Raw genomic sequence first — 16,523 nt, 5'->3', positions numbered from 1 at the left:
GGTGGCTGGTGACGGGCCGAAGCCCGGTGGCGGGTACGCGATCCAGATCGCCAAAGTGCGCAGGATCATGGAGCCCCTGGAGGAGTCGGTGGTCGCGGCGCACAAGATCAAGCGTGAGTGGAAGTCGCTGTCGCAGGGCCTGCACAACGCGGTGACGTTCGACATCGAGAAGCCCGCCCAGGACGTGCTGTCCAAGTGGGGCTTCGGTATGGGGAAGATCGCCGACCACACGGACACCGTCGTGGAGACGCTGAAGCGAGTCATCGCGGCGTACGTGATGGCCGACCTGTTGAGCATCAAGAACTTCGCGCCGACCGAGGACAACATGGCGAAGCTTCCGATGGGTGAACACGGGCTGTTCGCCTGGAAGGACGGGGCCCGCCCGAAGTTCGACCCACCGCCGACGTACCAGGAACCGTGGGTGGACGACGGCGGGGACAAGGGGTCGGTGGCGTGACCCAGAAGGACGCGATGGAAGGAGGAACCTCCGAGCGGATTCCTCCCCACGCCAAGCCGTCCGACGTCATATTCGGCGACCCCGCCAAGGTGGACAAGCTGGTCGTGAAGCTCCGGGCGTACGCCGGAGCTTTCAAGGACGGTCACGAGAAGCTGACCGATCTGTCCGTACTGCCGTGGACGGGTGCCGCCTCGGACAGCTTCCAGGAAGCCACCAAGCGCCTGCCCAAGGAACTGGAGTCGGCGCACAAGTACTTCTCCTCCGCGGCGAACGCCCTGGACGCCTACGCGGACAAGCTGCGCTCGGTGCAGAAGCGGGTCAAGCCGATCATCGAGGACGCCGACGAGGTGCGGGCGGCCTCGAAGAGGTACTGGAAGCGGGTGAAGTCGTACAACGCGGCCGTGGAACGGGGGGACGACCCGCTTCCGCCCAGGCCACCGGACGACGACCCGATCAGTGGTCTCCACGCCTGCTACCGACGGCTGGACAAGCTGGAGAACGAACTCCAGTCGGTCCTTGAGGCGTCACGAAGCAAGTTGAGCAAGGCGGCGGAGAAGGCTCCTGACGCACCCAAGGGGTGGGACCGGGTCAAGAAGGGCGTGGGGGACTTCTTCGGCGGGGTCGGCGACAGCGGGAAGGAGGCGTGGAAGCAGTTCGAGCGGATGGTCGAGGACGGCCCCGGCGGCGCCAAACTCCAACTGGCGGGAATGGCGGACGGGTTCGACTACGCCACCGCACATCCCAAGGAGTTCGCCAAGGCCATGGCGAACTGGGACGAGTGGCAGCGCAACCCGTCCCGAGCCGCGGGCCAGATCACCCCGGACCTTCTCCTCGCCCTGGCCACTGGCGGCGGCAACGCCCTGCGCAAGGGAGGATCAGCGGTCAAGGACGCCGCCGCCCGGCTGGCCAGTCGCGAACGTGCCCTTGGCCGGGACGGCAGCGCCGCCAGACGCGCCGACGGCGAGCCTCACAAGAACGACAAGTGCAGCTCCGAGAGGTGCGGAGCCGGGGAACCGGTGGACGTCGCGACCGGCGAGATGTTCATGTCGGCCACCGACGTCGACCTCCCCGGAACCCTCCCCCTGGTGCTGGAACGCCACCACGTGTCCGGCCACCCCTGCGGGGGCTGGTTCGGGTCGAGTTGGGCCGGCACCCTGGACCAGCGCCTGGAACTGGACGACCAGGGCGTCGTCTTCGTCGCCGCGGACGGCATGGTGCTGCGCTATCCGGTGCCCGAACCCCGGGTGCCCACCATGCCCGTGTCCGGGCCGCGTTGGCCGCTGTCCTGGGACGGCTCCCGGGACGGAGGCATGTCGGTCACCGTCCCCGAGGACAACCGCCGACTGCACTTCTCCCACCTGTCGTTCACCGGGCGGGAACTGGCCCTGTCCGCGATCACGGACCGGACCGGTGAAGGCGACCAGGTCGAGTTCCACTACGACGAGCAGGGAACCCCCACCCACATCGTCCACTCCGGCGGCTACCACGTCGCCGTGGACACCGACCCCGCGCTCCGGCGTGTGACCTCCCTCAGCCTTCTCCACGGCGAGCGGCGCGAACGAACGACCCGACTGGTCTCGTTCACCTACACCAGCCGGGGTGACCTCAGCGGGGTGGTCAACTCCACCGGGAAACCGCTGGTGTTCCGGTACGACGACGAGCACCGGATCACTTCCTGGGAGGACCGCAACGGCACCGCCTTCGCCTACGTCTACGACGGTCGGGGCCGGGTCCTGCGCACCGTGGGACCGTCGGGGATCCTCTCCGGCCACTTCCACTACGACGACGACCAGCGCACCACCCGGTACACCGACTCCCAGGGCAACAGCACCACCTACGTCTACAACGAGGCGTACAAGGTGATCGCGGTGACCGACCCGCTGGGGCACACCACCCGCACCACCTGGGACACCACCAACCGCCTTCGTACCTCGGTGACCGACCCCCTGGGGCACATCACCCGCTACACCTACGACGACCACGGCAACCTCACCCGCGTCGAGCTGCCCGACGGCCACTTCGCCGAGGCGGCCTACGACAACGACCTTCCGGTCCAGGTGCGCGAGCCCAACGGCGCGACATGGCGCCACACCTACGACGACCACGGCGCCCGCACCTCGACCACGGACCCGGCCGGCTCCACCACCCGGTGGGCCTACGACGACACCGGCCACCTGTCCGCGCTCACCGACGCCCTGGGCCGCACCACCGAAGTGGTCACCGACCCGGCGGGGCTCCCGGTCGCCGTGACCGATCCCCTCGGCCACACCACCCACGTCAACCGTGGCCCGCATGGCCGCGTCACCGCGGTAACCGACCCGCTGGGGCGCACCACTCGCCTGGGCTGGACCATCGAGGGCAAGCCCGCCTGGCGCCACCACCCCGACGGCACCCGCGAGGAGTGGAAATGGGACGGCGAGGGCAACCTCGCCCAACACGTCGACCAGGCCGGTCACGTCACCGCCTACACCCACGCCCACTTCGACCTCCCCGCCACCCGCACCGACCCCGACGGCGCCCACTACACCTTCGACTACGACACCGAACTCCGTCTCACCACGGTCACCAATCCCCAGGGCGCGACGTGGCGTTACGAGTACGACCGGGCAGGCCGCCTGACGGCCGAGACCGACTTCAACGGCGCCAGGCGCACCTACGAACTCGACGACGCCGGCCATCTGACCGCCCAGACCAACGCCGCCCAGCAGACCCTGCGTTACACCCGCGACCCGTTGGGCCGGCTGGTCACCAAGCATGACCTGGCCATCGAGGAGACGACCTCCTACACCTACGACCCCCTGGGCAACCTCACCCACGCCTCCACACCCCAGACGGCACTCGACATCGAACGGGACGTCCTGGGCCGCGTGGTCACCGAGACGGTCAACGGCCAGGCCACCACCTTCACCTACGACGCGGTGGGCAACCGCCTCACCCGCACGACGCCGTCCGGCCTCACCACCACCTGGGCGTACGATCCGGCCGACCGGCCCCGCACCCTCCACACCCCCGACACCAGCCTGGCTCTCGCCCACGACGCCGCCGGGCAGGAAACCCAACGCACCCTGGGGGCCACCACCCTCCACCAGGACTGGGACGAGACCCGCCAACTCACCGCGCAGACGGTCACCGTCGGCGGTGACCTCATCCAGCACCGCACCTACCGCTACAGTCCCGACGGTTACGTCACCCAGATCCGCGACCTCACCTCGGGAACCCGGGACTTCCACCTCGACCCCGTCGGCCGCGTCACCCAGGTCCAGGCCCACGGCTGGACCGAGGGCTACTCCTACGACTCCGCCGGCAACCAGGCCCACGCCTCTGCTCCCGAACATCCCGCGCCCGGAGACCGGAACGTGGGCGGCACCCTCATCCACCGAGCCGGCCGCACCACTTACCACCACGACGACGCCGGACGCGTCATACGCAAGACCCGCAAACTCCTCAACGGCCAGCTACGCACCTGGACCTACACCTGGAGCACCGAGGACCGGCTACTGCGGGCCACCACCCCCGACGGCGAGACCTGGACCTACACCTACGACCCCCTCGGCCGCCGCCTCAGCAAGACCAACAACCAGGGCACCTCCCTCACCTTCAGCTGGGACGGCACCCGCCTGGCCGAGCAGCGCAGCCCCGACCACCACTCCCTCACCTGGGAGTACACCCCCCGAACGCACCGCCCCGTCACCCAGACCACACACCACCCCGAACCCGGCACCCCACAGACCCACGCCGTCGTCACCGACGCGGTAGGCACCCCCACCGAACTCCTCGCCCCCGACGGCACCCTCACCTGGCAAGCCCACGCCACGCTCTGGGGCACGCCCCTTCCCTCCCCACCCCAATCCACCGCCTGCCCCCTCCGCTACCCCGGCCAGTACGCCGACCCCGAAACCGCTCTCCACTACAACTACTTCCGCTACTACGACCCCGAGACCGCCCGCTACCTCACCCCCGACCCCCTCGGCCTCTCCCCCGCCCCCAACCCCCACGCCTACATCCGCAACCCGCTGACCTGGATGGACCCCCTCGGGCTGGCGCCGGATAACTGTAGAAGAGATCGGGGAAGACGCGAGGTACCGGAGTATTTTCCACAACGCGAGCGTGCGGGAGATCTCACAAAGTACGTCGAAACCCAGGACACTCGGGACCCTGCTTCTCAGTGGTACCACGAAATGTTGAGCAACGAGGAACTGTTGGATTCAATCAACCACGCACCAAGCGGGGATGGAATTCTCATCTCGCCAGAGGGTAGGGTCGTCGGCGGGCACCACCGCCGGGACGAGCTACTAAGCCGAATAAAGACCGGACAGATAGATCCGAACACGATAATCCGCTTCGACATCTTCTACAACGTAAGGTAGGAAAATGGCAATCATCCGCTCTACAGATCAAGATTATCGAGTGTGCCGAATTGAATTCGACACACTTCTCGACCTCCAAATCGAAGCCGAGGATAGGGGGTTCGCAACTCGGTGGACTTCGGTGGACGCTCTCCGCGCCCAGGTGAGAGAGGAGCCCGTACTCCTTCAGCCCTTGCTACGCGAAAAGAGAGGGGGAATCCTACGGGCATACCGCTGCCTCCTACTGTTTTCGGCTATCGACAACCGCACTGCGGGTGGCGTTACTACGCTCGACATTGAACCTTCAAGGCTCCAATCCCTGAGGCGATTCGACAGTGACCCAGAGACCAGAAAGGCGCTTGCCAGAGTGTTCTCTCTCGCCACGGGCGGAGTTTCTATGATTTCAAAGCATTAGATCATCTCACTCGCCGGAAAGGTCCCCACATACACTGGGCCACTAGAAAACTCCGCACCCGGTAGTCAACCATCGGACGGACCATACGTCTCATCACGGACACGCGTGAGATCTCACCAGGAACACTGAAGGATGCGGAAAGGCTCGAGACCGCAGCTTCGGTGAACCCGAAATGTCGAACAACCAAGAACCTCTGGACCTGGTTCGCCAGCCGACGAAGGCGCAGGAAACCCTTGCGAGCGTGTGCCGATGCGCCGAAGTCCAGTTCAGCCAGATCCGAACCGGCCCTTCCGGTCTTGACGGGGAAGCTCTACGGGATTTCACAGGTCAGATCTCCGGTGGAGCCGTTTTCGAGAACGACAGCTTTCCGGTGGCCGAGTTCGCCGACCAGATCAACAAGTGGATGACAAATCCGCCGGAGCACAGCATGGATTTCGTTTTCGATTCGACATTCTTCGAGAACATGGGAGAACTGGGGGTCCAACTTGAGGGCGCCCTCTGACAACTCTGCTCTCTCGACCAGGAAGGTCCCCTCGGTCTACGTCACAGCGTGGCTGCCTTAAACAAAGCTCTGAGAGAAGTCTTCTCGGCCAGGTACGGTGTCGAGTTGCTGATCCAGACGTCCTCTCGTGGCTTCTGGTCAGAGACAGGGCAACGTTGCCGTGGTCGGCGAACGAACACCTCGCGACCCTGAGGCTGTCCAACCGGTGAGGAGGGAAGGAGTTGGCCCAAGGCGTGTCCCGTAAAGATCGTCAGGGTCGGTAGTGGGCTGTCTCGTGACCGCTCAGGCGGCATCGCCATGTCGGCACGCTCGTGCCGTCGGTCGTGCCGTGCCGTGCCGTGCCGTGCCGTGCCGTGCCGTGCCGTGCCGTGGATTGTGGTCGCGTTCCCCGGAGGCCGACGCCCGGACCTGTTGACCACATGACCTTGGATGCCGCCTCCGCTGGGAGATCCCGGAGCCTACGCGAGTTCCTTCCGCATCAACGTGCACATCGTTTCGTAGCGGCGCAACGATCCGTCAGGGGCTTGCTCGTCCCACGAGTCCGGCTGGCGGTCATACGCGATGTAACCCAGCCTTTCGTACAGCTCACGTGCCCGGGGGTTGCTTTCCTCCACACCTAGTTCGGCCTGCCGCAGACCACGGTTCCTGATCCGCAGTTCTGCGGCTTCGACAAGGAACGTGCCGATCCCGCACGACCGCAACGCGGGGTGGACTGCCAGCTGCCACAAGGTGCCGACTCCCTTCTTGACCTGGTAGTCGACGCCGCCTTTCGCCACGGGGATGTCCGTTGCCGGGCAGACCGCGAGGTAGTCGACCTCGCCGGACCGGACACGCTCCAGTTGCTTGACGATGCCGGCCAGGTGGTGGTCAGACCCCGCCCACCCGCACGACGCCAGGTCCGCGTGCACCAAGTCACGGGCTGACAGCTTCAACACGACGTTGATCATCTTCGGTACCTCCGGCGAGTCAGCATCGATACGACCGCGCTCTTCACCTCCACCGCGGGAGTGGAGATCACCGTCAACATGAGCGACCCCCGGGCCTGACGTCCCGCACTGTCCGCCACCGCCGGCCCCCGCCATCCTCGCGAGTGGACACCCGAGCCCCAGGCCGCCCTACGGCGCCGGGCGGCGGGCCCTCCACAGGAGGAAGACCGCACTGGCCACGGCGGCCACCTTCAGGGTGACCGGCCAGGTGTTGGCGAGCACGTCGTTCATGGCGTCGCCGCCCTCGGGGATGGCGTCGCCCCAGCGGCCCTCGCGCCTCCCCCACAGCCACACCGCCGTGGCGCCGACCACCAGGCCGGGCATTCCCAGGGCGGCCCACTTGCCCTCGTTCTGGCTGAGCCTCGGCGACCAGTAGGCAGCCAGCCAGCCCAGGCCGAGGGCGAGCAGCGAACTGGTCACGGCGCCGGCGACCAGGATGAGCGCGGCCAGGTACTCCACGATGCCGCCGACCCGGGGCCCGCCGGTGTCGCCGGTTCCGCCCGGCATCAGTCGACGCCAGCCGGGGCGGGCGCCGTCCTTGTCGAGGGGTTGCCTGACCAGGCGTTGGTACGGGGTCTCGGCGGGTTTGCCCTCCGCCGGGCCCGCGCCGTCTGCCGTACCGGCACCGCCCTCGGCCTCGGGCTCCTCCTTCTCGACGGCCGGTGGCCTGAGCAGTTCGGGCAGTTCGATACCGCCGGTGAAGCCCTCGACCCGACCGCCCCGGGTGGGAGTGGTGGGGCTGCCGAACTCGGGGTCGTCGTCCTGCCACCAGTCGGGGTTGCTCTCCCGTTCGCTCAGCTCGTCCAGGCCGGCCAGGTGGGGTGGGGCGGCGGCCGGTACGGGCGGGGCCGGCTCGCCGGGGAGGGAGTCCGAACTCCCGCCGCCCTTCCCGGTCTCGGTGCCCCCGCTCTTGCGCAGGGCCTCCAGCCAGTTGCGGGAGCGTTCGGGCGCCTCGGTGGACGGGCGGGGTTCGGGTACGGCGACGGTGGTGCCACTGGCGGAGGCGACCACGTCCTCGGGTTTGCCCATCGAGCGGAGGATCTTGCGTACCGCCGCGTCGCTGTCGGCTCCGCCCTGGGCGGCGCGCCGGCGGTCGATGTCGCCGCGCAACTCCCCCACCAGCCGGGCCCGTTCGGCCGCCGACATCGACGTCGCCTGTGCCAGGTCCCCCACTTTGCTGAGGTAGTCCAACACCAGCCGGTCGCTCTCGATCCCCACCGCAGCCCCTGTCACCGTTCGCTCGTGTGCCTGTGGATGACGCTCCCGAAGGTACCGCGCGTGACGGGGAGTCGAGGCCCATCCGGGAAAGCTCCGAACCCGTCAGATGCCGAACCCGCCCGCCCGGAGAGCCGTACCGGCCACCTCGCCCGCCCCCGTACGCGGGCCCACCCACCGGCGCACCACCGACCCGAGCCGGCCACCCTCCCAGAAGCCAGGGCAAACCACCGGAACCCCACCACCCCGCCGAACGGCCCGCGACCGGACCCGCCCCACCCCGTACGCGGGCCCACTCACGAGAACGCCCACCGCCCCAAGCCACCCACCCAAGAACCACAGCAGGCCACCGGAACCCCACCGACCCCGCCCCCGAGCCCCCCAGGGGACAGCCCCCGGAGCCCCGCCCACACCCACCCCCGGAACCACCACAGCCCCCGCGCCACCGGGGCCGCACCGACCACCACCCCACCCCCCGTACGCGAGCCCGCCCACCTCTCACGCCTCACATCCGGCCGCTCCCCGCTAACGTGATACGGATGAGCACCCAGCGACCCCGTGGGCCGGCCCCGGCCGCGCCACGTACGCCCCGCACGCTGGCCGACGAGTTGCGCGCCCGGGGTGACGAGGAGCTGGCCCGGCTGCTGGAGTCCCGCCCTGACCTGCTGTCCCCGGTACCCGGGGACCTGAGCCGGCTGGCCACCCGGGCCGGTACGCGGGCCTCGGTGCTCCGCGCGGTGGAGCGGCTGGACGGGTTCGCCCTCCAGGTGGCGGAGGCCCTGGCCGTCGCCCCGGACCCCTGCCCGCTGTCGGATCTGCGGTCGCTGTTGGTCGGCGAGGGGGAGCCTCTGTTGGGGCCGCCGGAGGAACCGGGGTACGAGCCGGCGGCGGTGACCGCCCGACTGCCGTACGCCCTGGGGGAGTTGAGGTCGCGGGCCCTGGTGTGGGGGGAGGACGAGCGGCTGCGGCTGGTGCGTACCGCGCGGGAGGTACTGGCCCCCGCCCACGGCTCCCCCACCGGGCTGGGCCCTCCCCTGGCCGAGGCCGGCTCGGGGGCGTCTCCCGGGGGGCTCCAGGAGATCCTGGCGACCCTCGGCCTGCCGGCCACCCCTGATCCGGCCGGCGCGTGGGAGGCGCTGACCGCCCACCTCGGTGGCCCCGACGGCCTGCCCGCCCTGCTGGACTCGGCCCCCGAGGGGGTGCGGGAGGCGCTGGAACGGCTGGTGTGGGGGCCGCCGTTCGGCACCGTCAACCTGGAGCGGCCCAGCCCGCCGGTGACCTGGCTGCTGGAGCGGGGGCTGCTGTTGCCCAGTGGTCCCGGCACGGTGGTGTTGCCCCGCGAGGTGGCGCTCCGGCTGCGGGGCGGGCGTGCGCATCGGCGACCGCGCCCCGTTCCCCCGACGGTGACCGAGCGGCGGGCCCACGACCCGAAGGTGGTCGACGAGACGGCCGCCGCCCAGGCGGCCACCGCCCTGGCCACCGTCACCGACCTGTTGACGGCCTGGGAGAGCGAGCCCCCACCGGTGTTGCGGGCCGGGGGGCTGGGCGTACGGGAGCTGCGGCGTACCGCGCTCGTCCTGGACCTGCCGGAGTCGGCGACCGCCTTCTGGATCGAACTCGCCTACGGGGCGGGCCTATTGGCCCCGGACGGCGAGGTGGAGGAACGCTACGCCCCCACCCCGGCCTACGACGCCTGGCTGGAGCGCCCTGACCCCGAACGCTGGACCCGGCTGGTGGCGGCCTGGCTGGCCGCCACCCGGGTGCCCGCGCTGGTGGGGCACCGCGACGGGCGGGGGCGGGCCCTGGCCGCCCTCGGTTCCGGGCTGGACCGTGGCCAGGCCCCGGACCTGCGACTGCGTACCCTGCGGGCGCTGGCGCTGCCGCCCGAGGGGAGCGCGCCCGAGCGGGACTCCGTACTGGCCCGGCTGGACTGGGAGTCACCACTGCGCGGAGCCGGGCCCGCCGAGGGCGCGGGCACCCAGGAGCGACCGGACCCGGACGACACCCTGCGGCGGCTGGTCGCCCGGGCCACCCTGGACGAGGCCGAGGCGCTGGGGCTGACCGGTCGGGGGGCGCTGTCCTCCCCCGGCCGGGCGTTGGCCCTGGACGGCCGGCCCCCGTCGGGGCGGGAGGACCCCGGCCTGGGCTGGGGGCGTACCGCGGAGGAGACGGGGGCCGCCCTGGAGCGGGCCGCCGCCCTGTTGGCGCCCTCGCTGCCCCGGCCGGTGGATCACGTACTGCTCCAGGCCGACCTGACGGCCGTCGCCCCCGGCCCCCTGGAACGGCCGCTGGCCGAGACGCTGTCGGTGCTGGCCGACGTGGAGTCCAAGGGCGGGGCCACCGTCTACCGGTTCACCCCCGCCTCGGTACGCCGTGCCCTCGACCAGGGGCGTACCGCCGCCGAGCTGCACTCCTTCCTGGCCGCCCACTCCCCCACCCCCGTGCCCCAGCCGCTGGGCTACCTCATCGACGACGTGGCCCGGCGGCACGGCCAGTTGCGGGTGGGCGCCCTCTCGTCCTACGTCCGCTGCGAGGACGAGGCCCTGCTGTCCGAGATCCTCGCCGACCGCCGTACCGCCCCGCTGCGCCCCCGGATGCTGGCCCCCACCGTGCTGGGCTGCGCCGTACCACCGGACCAACTGCTGGAGCGGCTACGGGAGTTGGGGTACGCCCCGACCGCCGAGTCCTCCGAAGGGGCGACCCTGCTCAGCCGGGCGCCCACCCGCCGCACCCCGGCCCGCACTCCGCCCGAACCGGCACCCGACGGTCCCCCCACCCCCGACGCCACCCTGCTGGCCTCGGCGGTACGGGCCATCCGCGCCGGCGACCACGCGGTGACCGCCGAACACCGGCCCACCCCCGCCCCGACCCAGCTCCCCGAGAGCCGGCCGCCCCGCACCCACAGCGCCCGCACCCTGGAACTGATGCGGTCCGCCGCCCTGGAGGGAACGGTGGTGTGGATCGGCTACGTCAACGCCGACGGCGCCGCCAGCCAACGGGTCATCGCCCCGGTACGGGTGGAGGGCGGCTTCGTCACCGGCTACGACCACACCGTCGACGAGATGCGCACCTACCCCCTCCACCGCATCACCGGAGCCGCCGAACTGGCCGAGGACTGACCCCCACCCACCCCGGGGGCGAGACATGTCACGCCGAAGGGCGTCCGGCGGCCCGGGCCGGTACGGGACACTGGGGGCACCGGCCCCAGAACGGTCGACCGGTCCCGGAACAGTCAGGAGACAGGGTGAACGGCGGACCACTGATCGTGCAGAGCGACAAGACGCTGCTGCTGGAGGTGGAGCACGAGCGGGCCGACGCGTGCCGGCGCGCCATCGCGCCGTTCGCCGAACTGGAGCGGGCCCCGGAGCACATCCACACCTACCGGATCACCCCGCTGGGGCTGTGGAACGCCCGCGCCGCCGGCCATGACGCGGAGCAGGTGGTCGACGCGCTGGTGGAGCACTCCCGCTACCCGGTGCCGCACGCCCTGCTGGTGGACGTGGCCGAGACCATGTCCCGCTTCGGGCGGCTGCGGCTGCTGAAGCACCCGGTGCACGGGCTGGTCCTGGAGACCACCGACCGCCCGGTGTTGGAGGAGGTGCTCCGCTCCAAGCGGATCAAGCCCCTGGTGGGGAACCGGGTGGACCCGGACACCGTGGCGGTGCACCCCTCGGAGCGGGGGCAGGTCAAGCAGGTACTGCTCAAGCTGGGCTGGCCCGCCGAGGACCTCGCCGGCTACGTCGACGGGGAGGCGCACCCCATCGACCTGCGGGAGGACGACTGGCAGCTGCGCCCCTACCAGCGGCAGGCGGTCGAGGGCTTCTGGCACGGCGGTTCCGGTGTGGTGGTGCTGCCCTGCGGGGCGGGCAAGACCCTGGTGGGCGCGGGGGCGATGGCCACCGCCCGGTCCACCACGCTGATCCTGGTCACCAACACCGTCTCGGCCCGGCAGTGGAAGCACGAACTGGTACGCCGCACCTCGCTCACCGAGGACGAGGTCGGGGAGTACAGCGGGGCGCGCAAGGAGATCCGGCCGGTCACCATCGCCACGTACCAGGTGCTCACCACCAAGCGGAAGGGCGTCTACCCCCACCTGGAACTCTTCGACTCCCGGGACTGGGGGCTGGTGATCTACGACGAGGTGCACCTGCTGCCCGCCCCGGTGTTCAAGTTCACCGCCGACCTCCAGGCCCGCAGGCGTCTGGGGCTGACGGCGACCCTGGTGCGGGAGGACGGGCGGGAGTCGGACGTGTTCTCGCTGATCGGCCCCAAGCGCTTCGACGCCCCGTGGAAGGAGATCGAGGCCCAGGGGTACATCGCCCCCGCCGACTGCGTGGAGGTACGGGTCAACCTGACCGACTCCGAACGGCTGGCCTACGCCACCGCCGAGGCGGAGGAGAAGTACCGCTTCTGTGCCAGCACCGCGTCCAAACAGCGCGTGACCGAGGCGCTGGTACGACGGCACCGTGGCCAGCAGACCCTGGTGATCGGGCAGTACATCGACCAGCTCGACGAGTTGGGCGAGCACCTGGGCGCCCCGGTGATCAAGGGGGACACCACCAACGCCCAACGGGAGAAGCTGTTCCACGCCTTCCGGGAGGGCGAGTTGGAGGTCCTGGTGGTGTCCAAGGTCGCCAACTTCTCCATCGACCTGCCCGAGGCCACCGTGGCCATCCAGGTGTCCGGGACCTTCGGCTCCCGGCAGGAGGAGGCCCAGCGGCTGGGCCGGGTGCTGCGCCCCAAGGCGGACGGCCACGAGGCGCGGTTCTACTCGGTGGTGGCCCGGGACACCGTGGACCAGGACTTCGCGGCCCACCGTCAGCGCTTCCTCGCCGAGCAGGGGTACGCCTACCGGATCGCCGACGCCCACGAACTGCTGGCCGAGGACCCCGAGGACACCCCCTAACGCGAGCCGAACCGGGGGCCGGAGTTGGCCGACTCCGGCACGGGCCGTACGGACTCGGGCGGCCCCGACCACAGCCACTGCCAGCCCGGGCACCCCCGGGAGCGCGCGAGCCGAACGAACAAGCCCCAACACACCCCGAGCCGACCGGAGTTGGCCAGCTCCGGCACGGGCCGTACGAGCTCGGGTAACCCCGACCACGGCCACTGCCAGCCCGGGCACCCCGGCAGCACACGAGCCGGACGGGCAAGCCAGCCGAGGCTCAGCCCGCCCGGCCAGGGGCACCCGGACAGGACGTCCACCCCGTCGGGCACCCACCCGAACAGGCGTCAGCCCCAGGGGCGTTGCCCCAGCCATGACCCCTCCACCCCAGTACCGGAACAACACCAGCCCCCACCCAAGTGGCCCCCACCCACAGCCCGCCCCGCCCTAGAACGGACCGGACACCAGAGACCGCACGAGCCAGGGGCCACGGAACCCGAGCCACGCACGGGACCCCGCGAACAGGACCCCGGATACGACCCCGCGACCAGGACCCCGCCATCGGACCCGGTAACCACCCCGCGTGTGCCCCCGCCACCAGGTCCCCGTCACCAAGAACCCGGGGGGCGCCCGGGGTCACTGGGGCCGCCCAAGGCCACCGTGCCCAACTCCCGTACGGCTCAAGCCGGTTGGGGCACCCCTCACACCACTTCCGGTACCGCCTTGGTCCCCGTCCAGCCGGCGAGGCACCGGCGCTCCCAGGCTCCCGGCGCCCCGGGGATCAGGTATCCACCGCCCATCGGACCGCCGCCAGCACGCCGAGCGACAGGGCCGGGACCATCCACCACCACGGCATCAGCCTCCGAAGGGAGGGCACCAGCCACATCGCCGACGCCAGCCCCGAGGCGCCGAGGGTGAGGACACACGACAGGACGATGCCGGTGGACGCGTCGTGGTCCCAGGAGCCGGACGGCCTGATGGTCAGAGCTGTCCAACAGAAGAAGGCGGCGATCAGCGTGAGTACGACCAGGGGAACGACGAGAAGCGCACGGAGGCAACCACGATCACCATCCGCGAGGGAGGGGTCCGTCATCAGCGCAGTGCCTTCCTCGTGCCGCCAGGGTCGCGATCGGGGCCGCCACCAAGGGCGCCGGCGAGATTGACGGTGAACCCACATCCGTACACCCCGGCCACCGGGGCCGCCCCCGCCACGAGGGGAGAGTTCCCGGCCCTGACCAGGGTCACCGTACCGACCCGGGCCCACTCCCCGACGAACACCGGCCCTCAACGGCCCTCAACGGCCACACCGACGCACCCACCCACCCTCGGCCGCACGCCGCGCGCGGGGCGGGGAAAAGAGTTGGCGAGCCCCTGGTGACTGCCACTAGGATTCCGCGCCTTGCCTCCTCCCCGCCGGGAGGACCCCGCCCGGACGGAAACCGGTCGGCCTCTCCCCGTTTCCCGTACGTATTCCGCACGCGGTCGCCCCGGCGGGCCGACGCGTGTGCCGCACCGCCTGGAGGCTTCGCCGTGCCCGAGCACGTCCCCCCGTCCCCCGCCCCCGCCGCGACCGACCCGGCGCTGGCCCGGGAGCAGGCGCACCTGGCCCGGTCCCGGGCGGCGCTGCGCGCGATGCGCGAGGACGCCGAGTCCCTGGACCTGCGCGACGTCGCCGCGAACTGGGTCAACGCCGAGGTGCTCAACCGCCAGGTCGGCGAGCGGATCAAGGCGCTGGCCGACCTGGCGGACACCCCGCTGTTCTTCGGACGGCTGGACTACGAGCGCCCGCCCGGCGTCGACTCCGCCGGGGACGCCCCGGCCGACGGGCCGGACGCCGACGGCCGCCGCTTCTACATCGGCCGACGCCACGTCCACGACTCCGACGGCGACCCGATGGTGATCGACTGGCGCGCCCCGGTGTCCCAGGCCTTCTACCAGGCCTCCCGCAAGGAGCCCCACGGAGTGCTGCTCCGCCGCCGGTTCGGTTACCAGGGTGGGGAGTTGGTGGCCTACGAGGACGAGAACCTGACCGACCCGGAGGAGACGGAACGCGCCAGCGCCCTGCTCCAGGCGGAGATCGAGAAGCCCCGCGTCGGTCCGATGCGGGACATCGTGGCCACCATCCAGCCCGAACAGGACGAGATCGTCCGCGCCGGGGTCGAGCGGACCATCTGTGTCCAGGGTGCCCCCGGTACCGGCAAGACGGCGGTGGGCCTGCACCGGGTGGCGTACCTGCTGTACGCGCACCGGGAGCGGCTGGCCCGTACCCGCACCCTGGTGGTCGGGCCCAACCGCTCCTTCCTCCGCTACATCGAACAGGTCCTGCCCGCGCTGGGCGAGTTGCAGGTGAAGCAGGCCACCGTGGAGGACCTGGTGGCCCATGTGGAGGTGCGCGGCACCGACGACCCCGAGGCCGCCCGGATCAAGGGCGACGCCCGGATGGCACGGGTGCTGCGTCGCGCCGTACGGTCCCAGGTCACCATGCCCACCGAGCCCTGCGTGGTGGTCCGGGGCATCCGGCGCTGGCGGATTCCGGCGTACGAACTGGAGGAACTGGTACGGGAGTTGCTCGACCGGGACATCCGCTACGGGGCCGCCCGGGAGGCTCTGCCGCAGCGGATCGCCCACGCGGTGCTGGTCCGTATGGAGCGGTCCGGGGAGGCGCCGGACGACCGGGTGCAGGACGCGGTGGCCCGCAACAGCGCGGTCAAGGCGACGGTGAAACAGGTCTGGCCGGTGGTGGACCCGGCCAAGGTGGTGCTCCGGCTGCTGTCCGACCCCGGGTTCCTGGCCGCCCAGGCCGACGGGATCCTCGACGAGGAGGAGCAGCGGGCCGTCCTCTGGAGGAAGCCGCCGCGCGGGGTGCGTTCGGCGAAGTGGAGCCTGGCGGACGCGGTACTGGTGGACGAGGCGAGCGACCTGGTGTCCCGGACGCCCTCGCTGGGGCACGTGGTGCTGGACGAGGCGCAGGACCTGTCCCCGATGCAGTACCGGGCGGTGGGCCGCCGGTGTTCCACCGGCTCGGCGACCGTCCTGGGTGACCTGGCGCAGGGCACCACCCCCTGGGCGACCGGGAGTTGGGCCGAGGCGCTGACCCACCTGGGCAAGCCGGACGCCCGGGTGGAGGAGCTGACCGAGGGTTTCCGCGTACCGCGTCAGGTCATCGCCTACGCCTCCCGCCTGCTGCCGGTGATCGCCCCCCAGTTGCGGGAGGCGACCTCGATCCGTGAGGCGCCCGGACTGTTCGTGGTGCGTCGGGTCGAGGAGTCCCTGTTGGACGAGCGGGTGGTGGCGGCCTGTGCGGAGTCCCTGGAGCGCGAGGGGTCGGTGGGGCTGATCGCGGCGGACGAGCGGGTGCCCCGGTTGGCGAAGGCCCTGGAGGCGGCCGGCCTGTCCGCCCTGCTGCTGGGCGCCCCCGAGGGGGACGCGGAGGGGGTGGCGGCGGAGGGCCCCGAGGTGCGCGCCAGCCGGTTGACCCTGGCCCCTGCCTCGCTCGCCAAGGGCCTGGAGTACGACCACGTGGTACTGGACGAACCCTCCGCCCTGGTGGAGGCGGAGACCACCGGTGCCCCGGGGGACGAGCGGGCCCGGCGTACCGGTCTGCGCCGGCTGTACGTGGCCCTGACCCGTGCGGTGTCCGGGCTCACCGTCGTCCACTCCCGGCCGCTCCCCCCGGAGTTGGGGGACTGAGTCCAGGCCACCCGTGTGGGTTCGCCG

The 16,523-nt window shown here is 71.0% G+C and carries 9 protein-coding genes; 6 read left to right on the top strand and 3 right to left on the bottom strand.

Annotated features, from left to right (window positions below; genetic code table 11):
* The first annotated feature begins 1 nt into the window (after position 1).
* From ABZT14_RS13955 to ABZT14_RS13945, 3 genes are all read left to right on the top strand, one after another.
* Complete coding sequence (locus tag ABZT14_RS13955) at positions 2–457, top strand: hypothetical protein (protein WP_356301054.1); 456 nt, start codon at positions 2–4, stop codon at positions 455–457.
* Positions 454–4,824, top strand: a complete 4,371-nt coding sequence (locus ABZT14_RS13950; protein WP_356301051.1) for a DUF6531 domain-containing protein — start codon at positions 454–456, stop codon at positions 4,822–4,824. The genes ABZT14_RS13955 and ABZT14_RS13950 overlap by 4 nt, the downstream gene beginning before the upstream one ends.
* Before the next feature lie 566 nt (positions 4,825–5,390).
* A complete protein-coding gene (locus ABZT14_RS13945; protein ID WP_356301048.1) occupies positions 5,391–5,720 on the top strand; it encodes a hypothetical protein in 330 nt (109 codons plus the stop codon).
* A gap of 458 nt (positions 5,721–6,178) precedes the next feature.
* On the opposite strand, the gene ABZT14_RS13940 is transcribed toward ABZT14_RS13945, so the two are convergent.
* Both ABZT14_RS13940 and ABZT14_RS13935 read right to left on the bottom strand, forming a co-directional pair.
* Positions 6,179–6,667, bottom strand: a complete 489-nt coding sequence (locus tag ABZT14_RS13940; protein WP_356301045.1) for an N-acetyltransferase — start codon at positions 6,665–6,667, stop codon at positions 6,179–6,181.
* A gap of 168 nt (positions 6,668–6,835) precedes the next feature.
* Positions 6,836–7,924, bottom strand: a complete 1,089-nt coding sequence (locus ABZT14_RS13935) for a hypothetical protein (protein ID WP_356301042.1) — start codon at positions 7,922–7,924, stop codon at positions 6,836–6,838.
* A gap of 536 nt (positions 7,925–8,460) precedes the next feature.
* On the opposite strand from ABZT14_RS13935, the gene ABZT14_RS13930 reads away from it, so the two are divergent.
* A complete protein-coding gene (locus ABZT14_RS13930) occupies positions 8,461–11,040 on the top strand; it encodes a helicase-associated domain-containing protein (RefSeq protein ID WP_356301039.1) in 2,580 nt (859 codons plus the stop codon).
* A gap of 125 nt (positions 11,041–11,165) precedes the next feature.
* Positions 11,166–12,827, top strand: coding sequence for a DNA repair helicase XPB (locus ABZT14_RS13925; RefSeq protein WP_356301037.1), 1,662 nt, complete (start codon positions 11,166–11,168; stop codon positions 12,825–12,827).
* A gap of 760 nt (positions 12,828–13,587) precedes the next feature.
* Here ABZT14_RS13925 and ABZT14_RS13920 read toward each other — a convergent pair.
* On the bottom strand, positions 13,588–13,899 hold the full coding sequence (locus ABZT14_RS13920; protein WP_356301035.1) for a hypothetical protein: 312 nt from the start codon (positions 13,897–13,899) through the stop codon (positions 13,588–13,590).
* A 437-nt stretch (positions 13,900–14,336) separates the two neighbouring features.
* Here ABZT14_RS13920 and ABZT14_RS13915 point away from each other — a divergent pair, with 437 nt between their 5' ends.
* A complete protein-coding gene (locus tag ABZT14_RS13915) occupies positions 14,337–16,496 on the top strand; it encodes an AAA family ATPase (protein ID WP_356301033.1) in 2,160 nt (719 codons plus the stop codon).
* The last annotated feature ends 27 nt before the right edge of the window (positions 16,497–16,523 follow it).

This window comes from Streptomyces sp. NPDC005438 (assembly GCF_040606315.1).
In the GTDB taxonomy this organism is placed as follows: Bacteria; Actinomycetota; Actinomycetes; order Streptomycetales; family Streptomycetaceae; genus Streptomyces.
This window is presented reverse-complemented; position numbering and strand designations above follow the sequence as displayed.

Excerpts from the sequence above, each read along its gene's own strand:
- ABZT14_RS13920 (WP_356301035.1), bottom strand. The coding sequence starts at position 13,899 with ATGACGGACCCCTCCCTCGCGGATGGTGATCGTGGTTGCCTCCGTGCG.
- ABZT14_RS13930 (WP_356301039.1), top strand. The coding sequence starts at position 8,461 with ATGAGCACCCAGCGACCCCGTGGGCCGGCCCCGGCCGCGCCACGTACG.
- ABZT14_RS13940 (WP_356301045.1), bottom strand. The coding sequence starts at position 6,667 with ATGATCAACGTCGTGTTGAAGCTGTCAGCCCGTGACTTGGTGCACGCG.
- ABZT14_RS13945 (WP_356301048.1), top strand. The coding sequence starts at position 5,391 with ATGTCGAACAACCAAGAACCTCTGGACCTGGTTCGCCAGCCGACGAAG.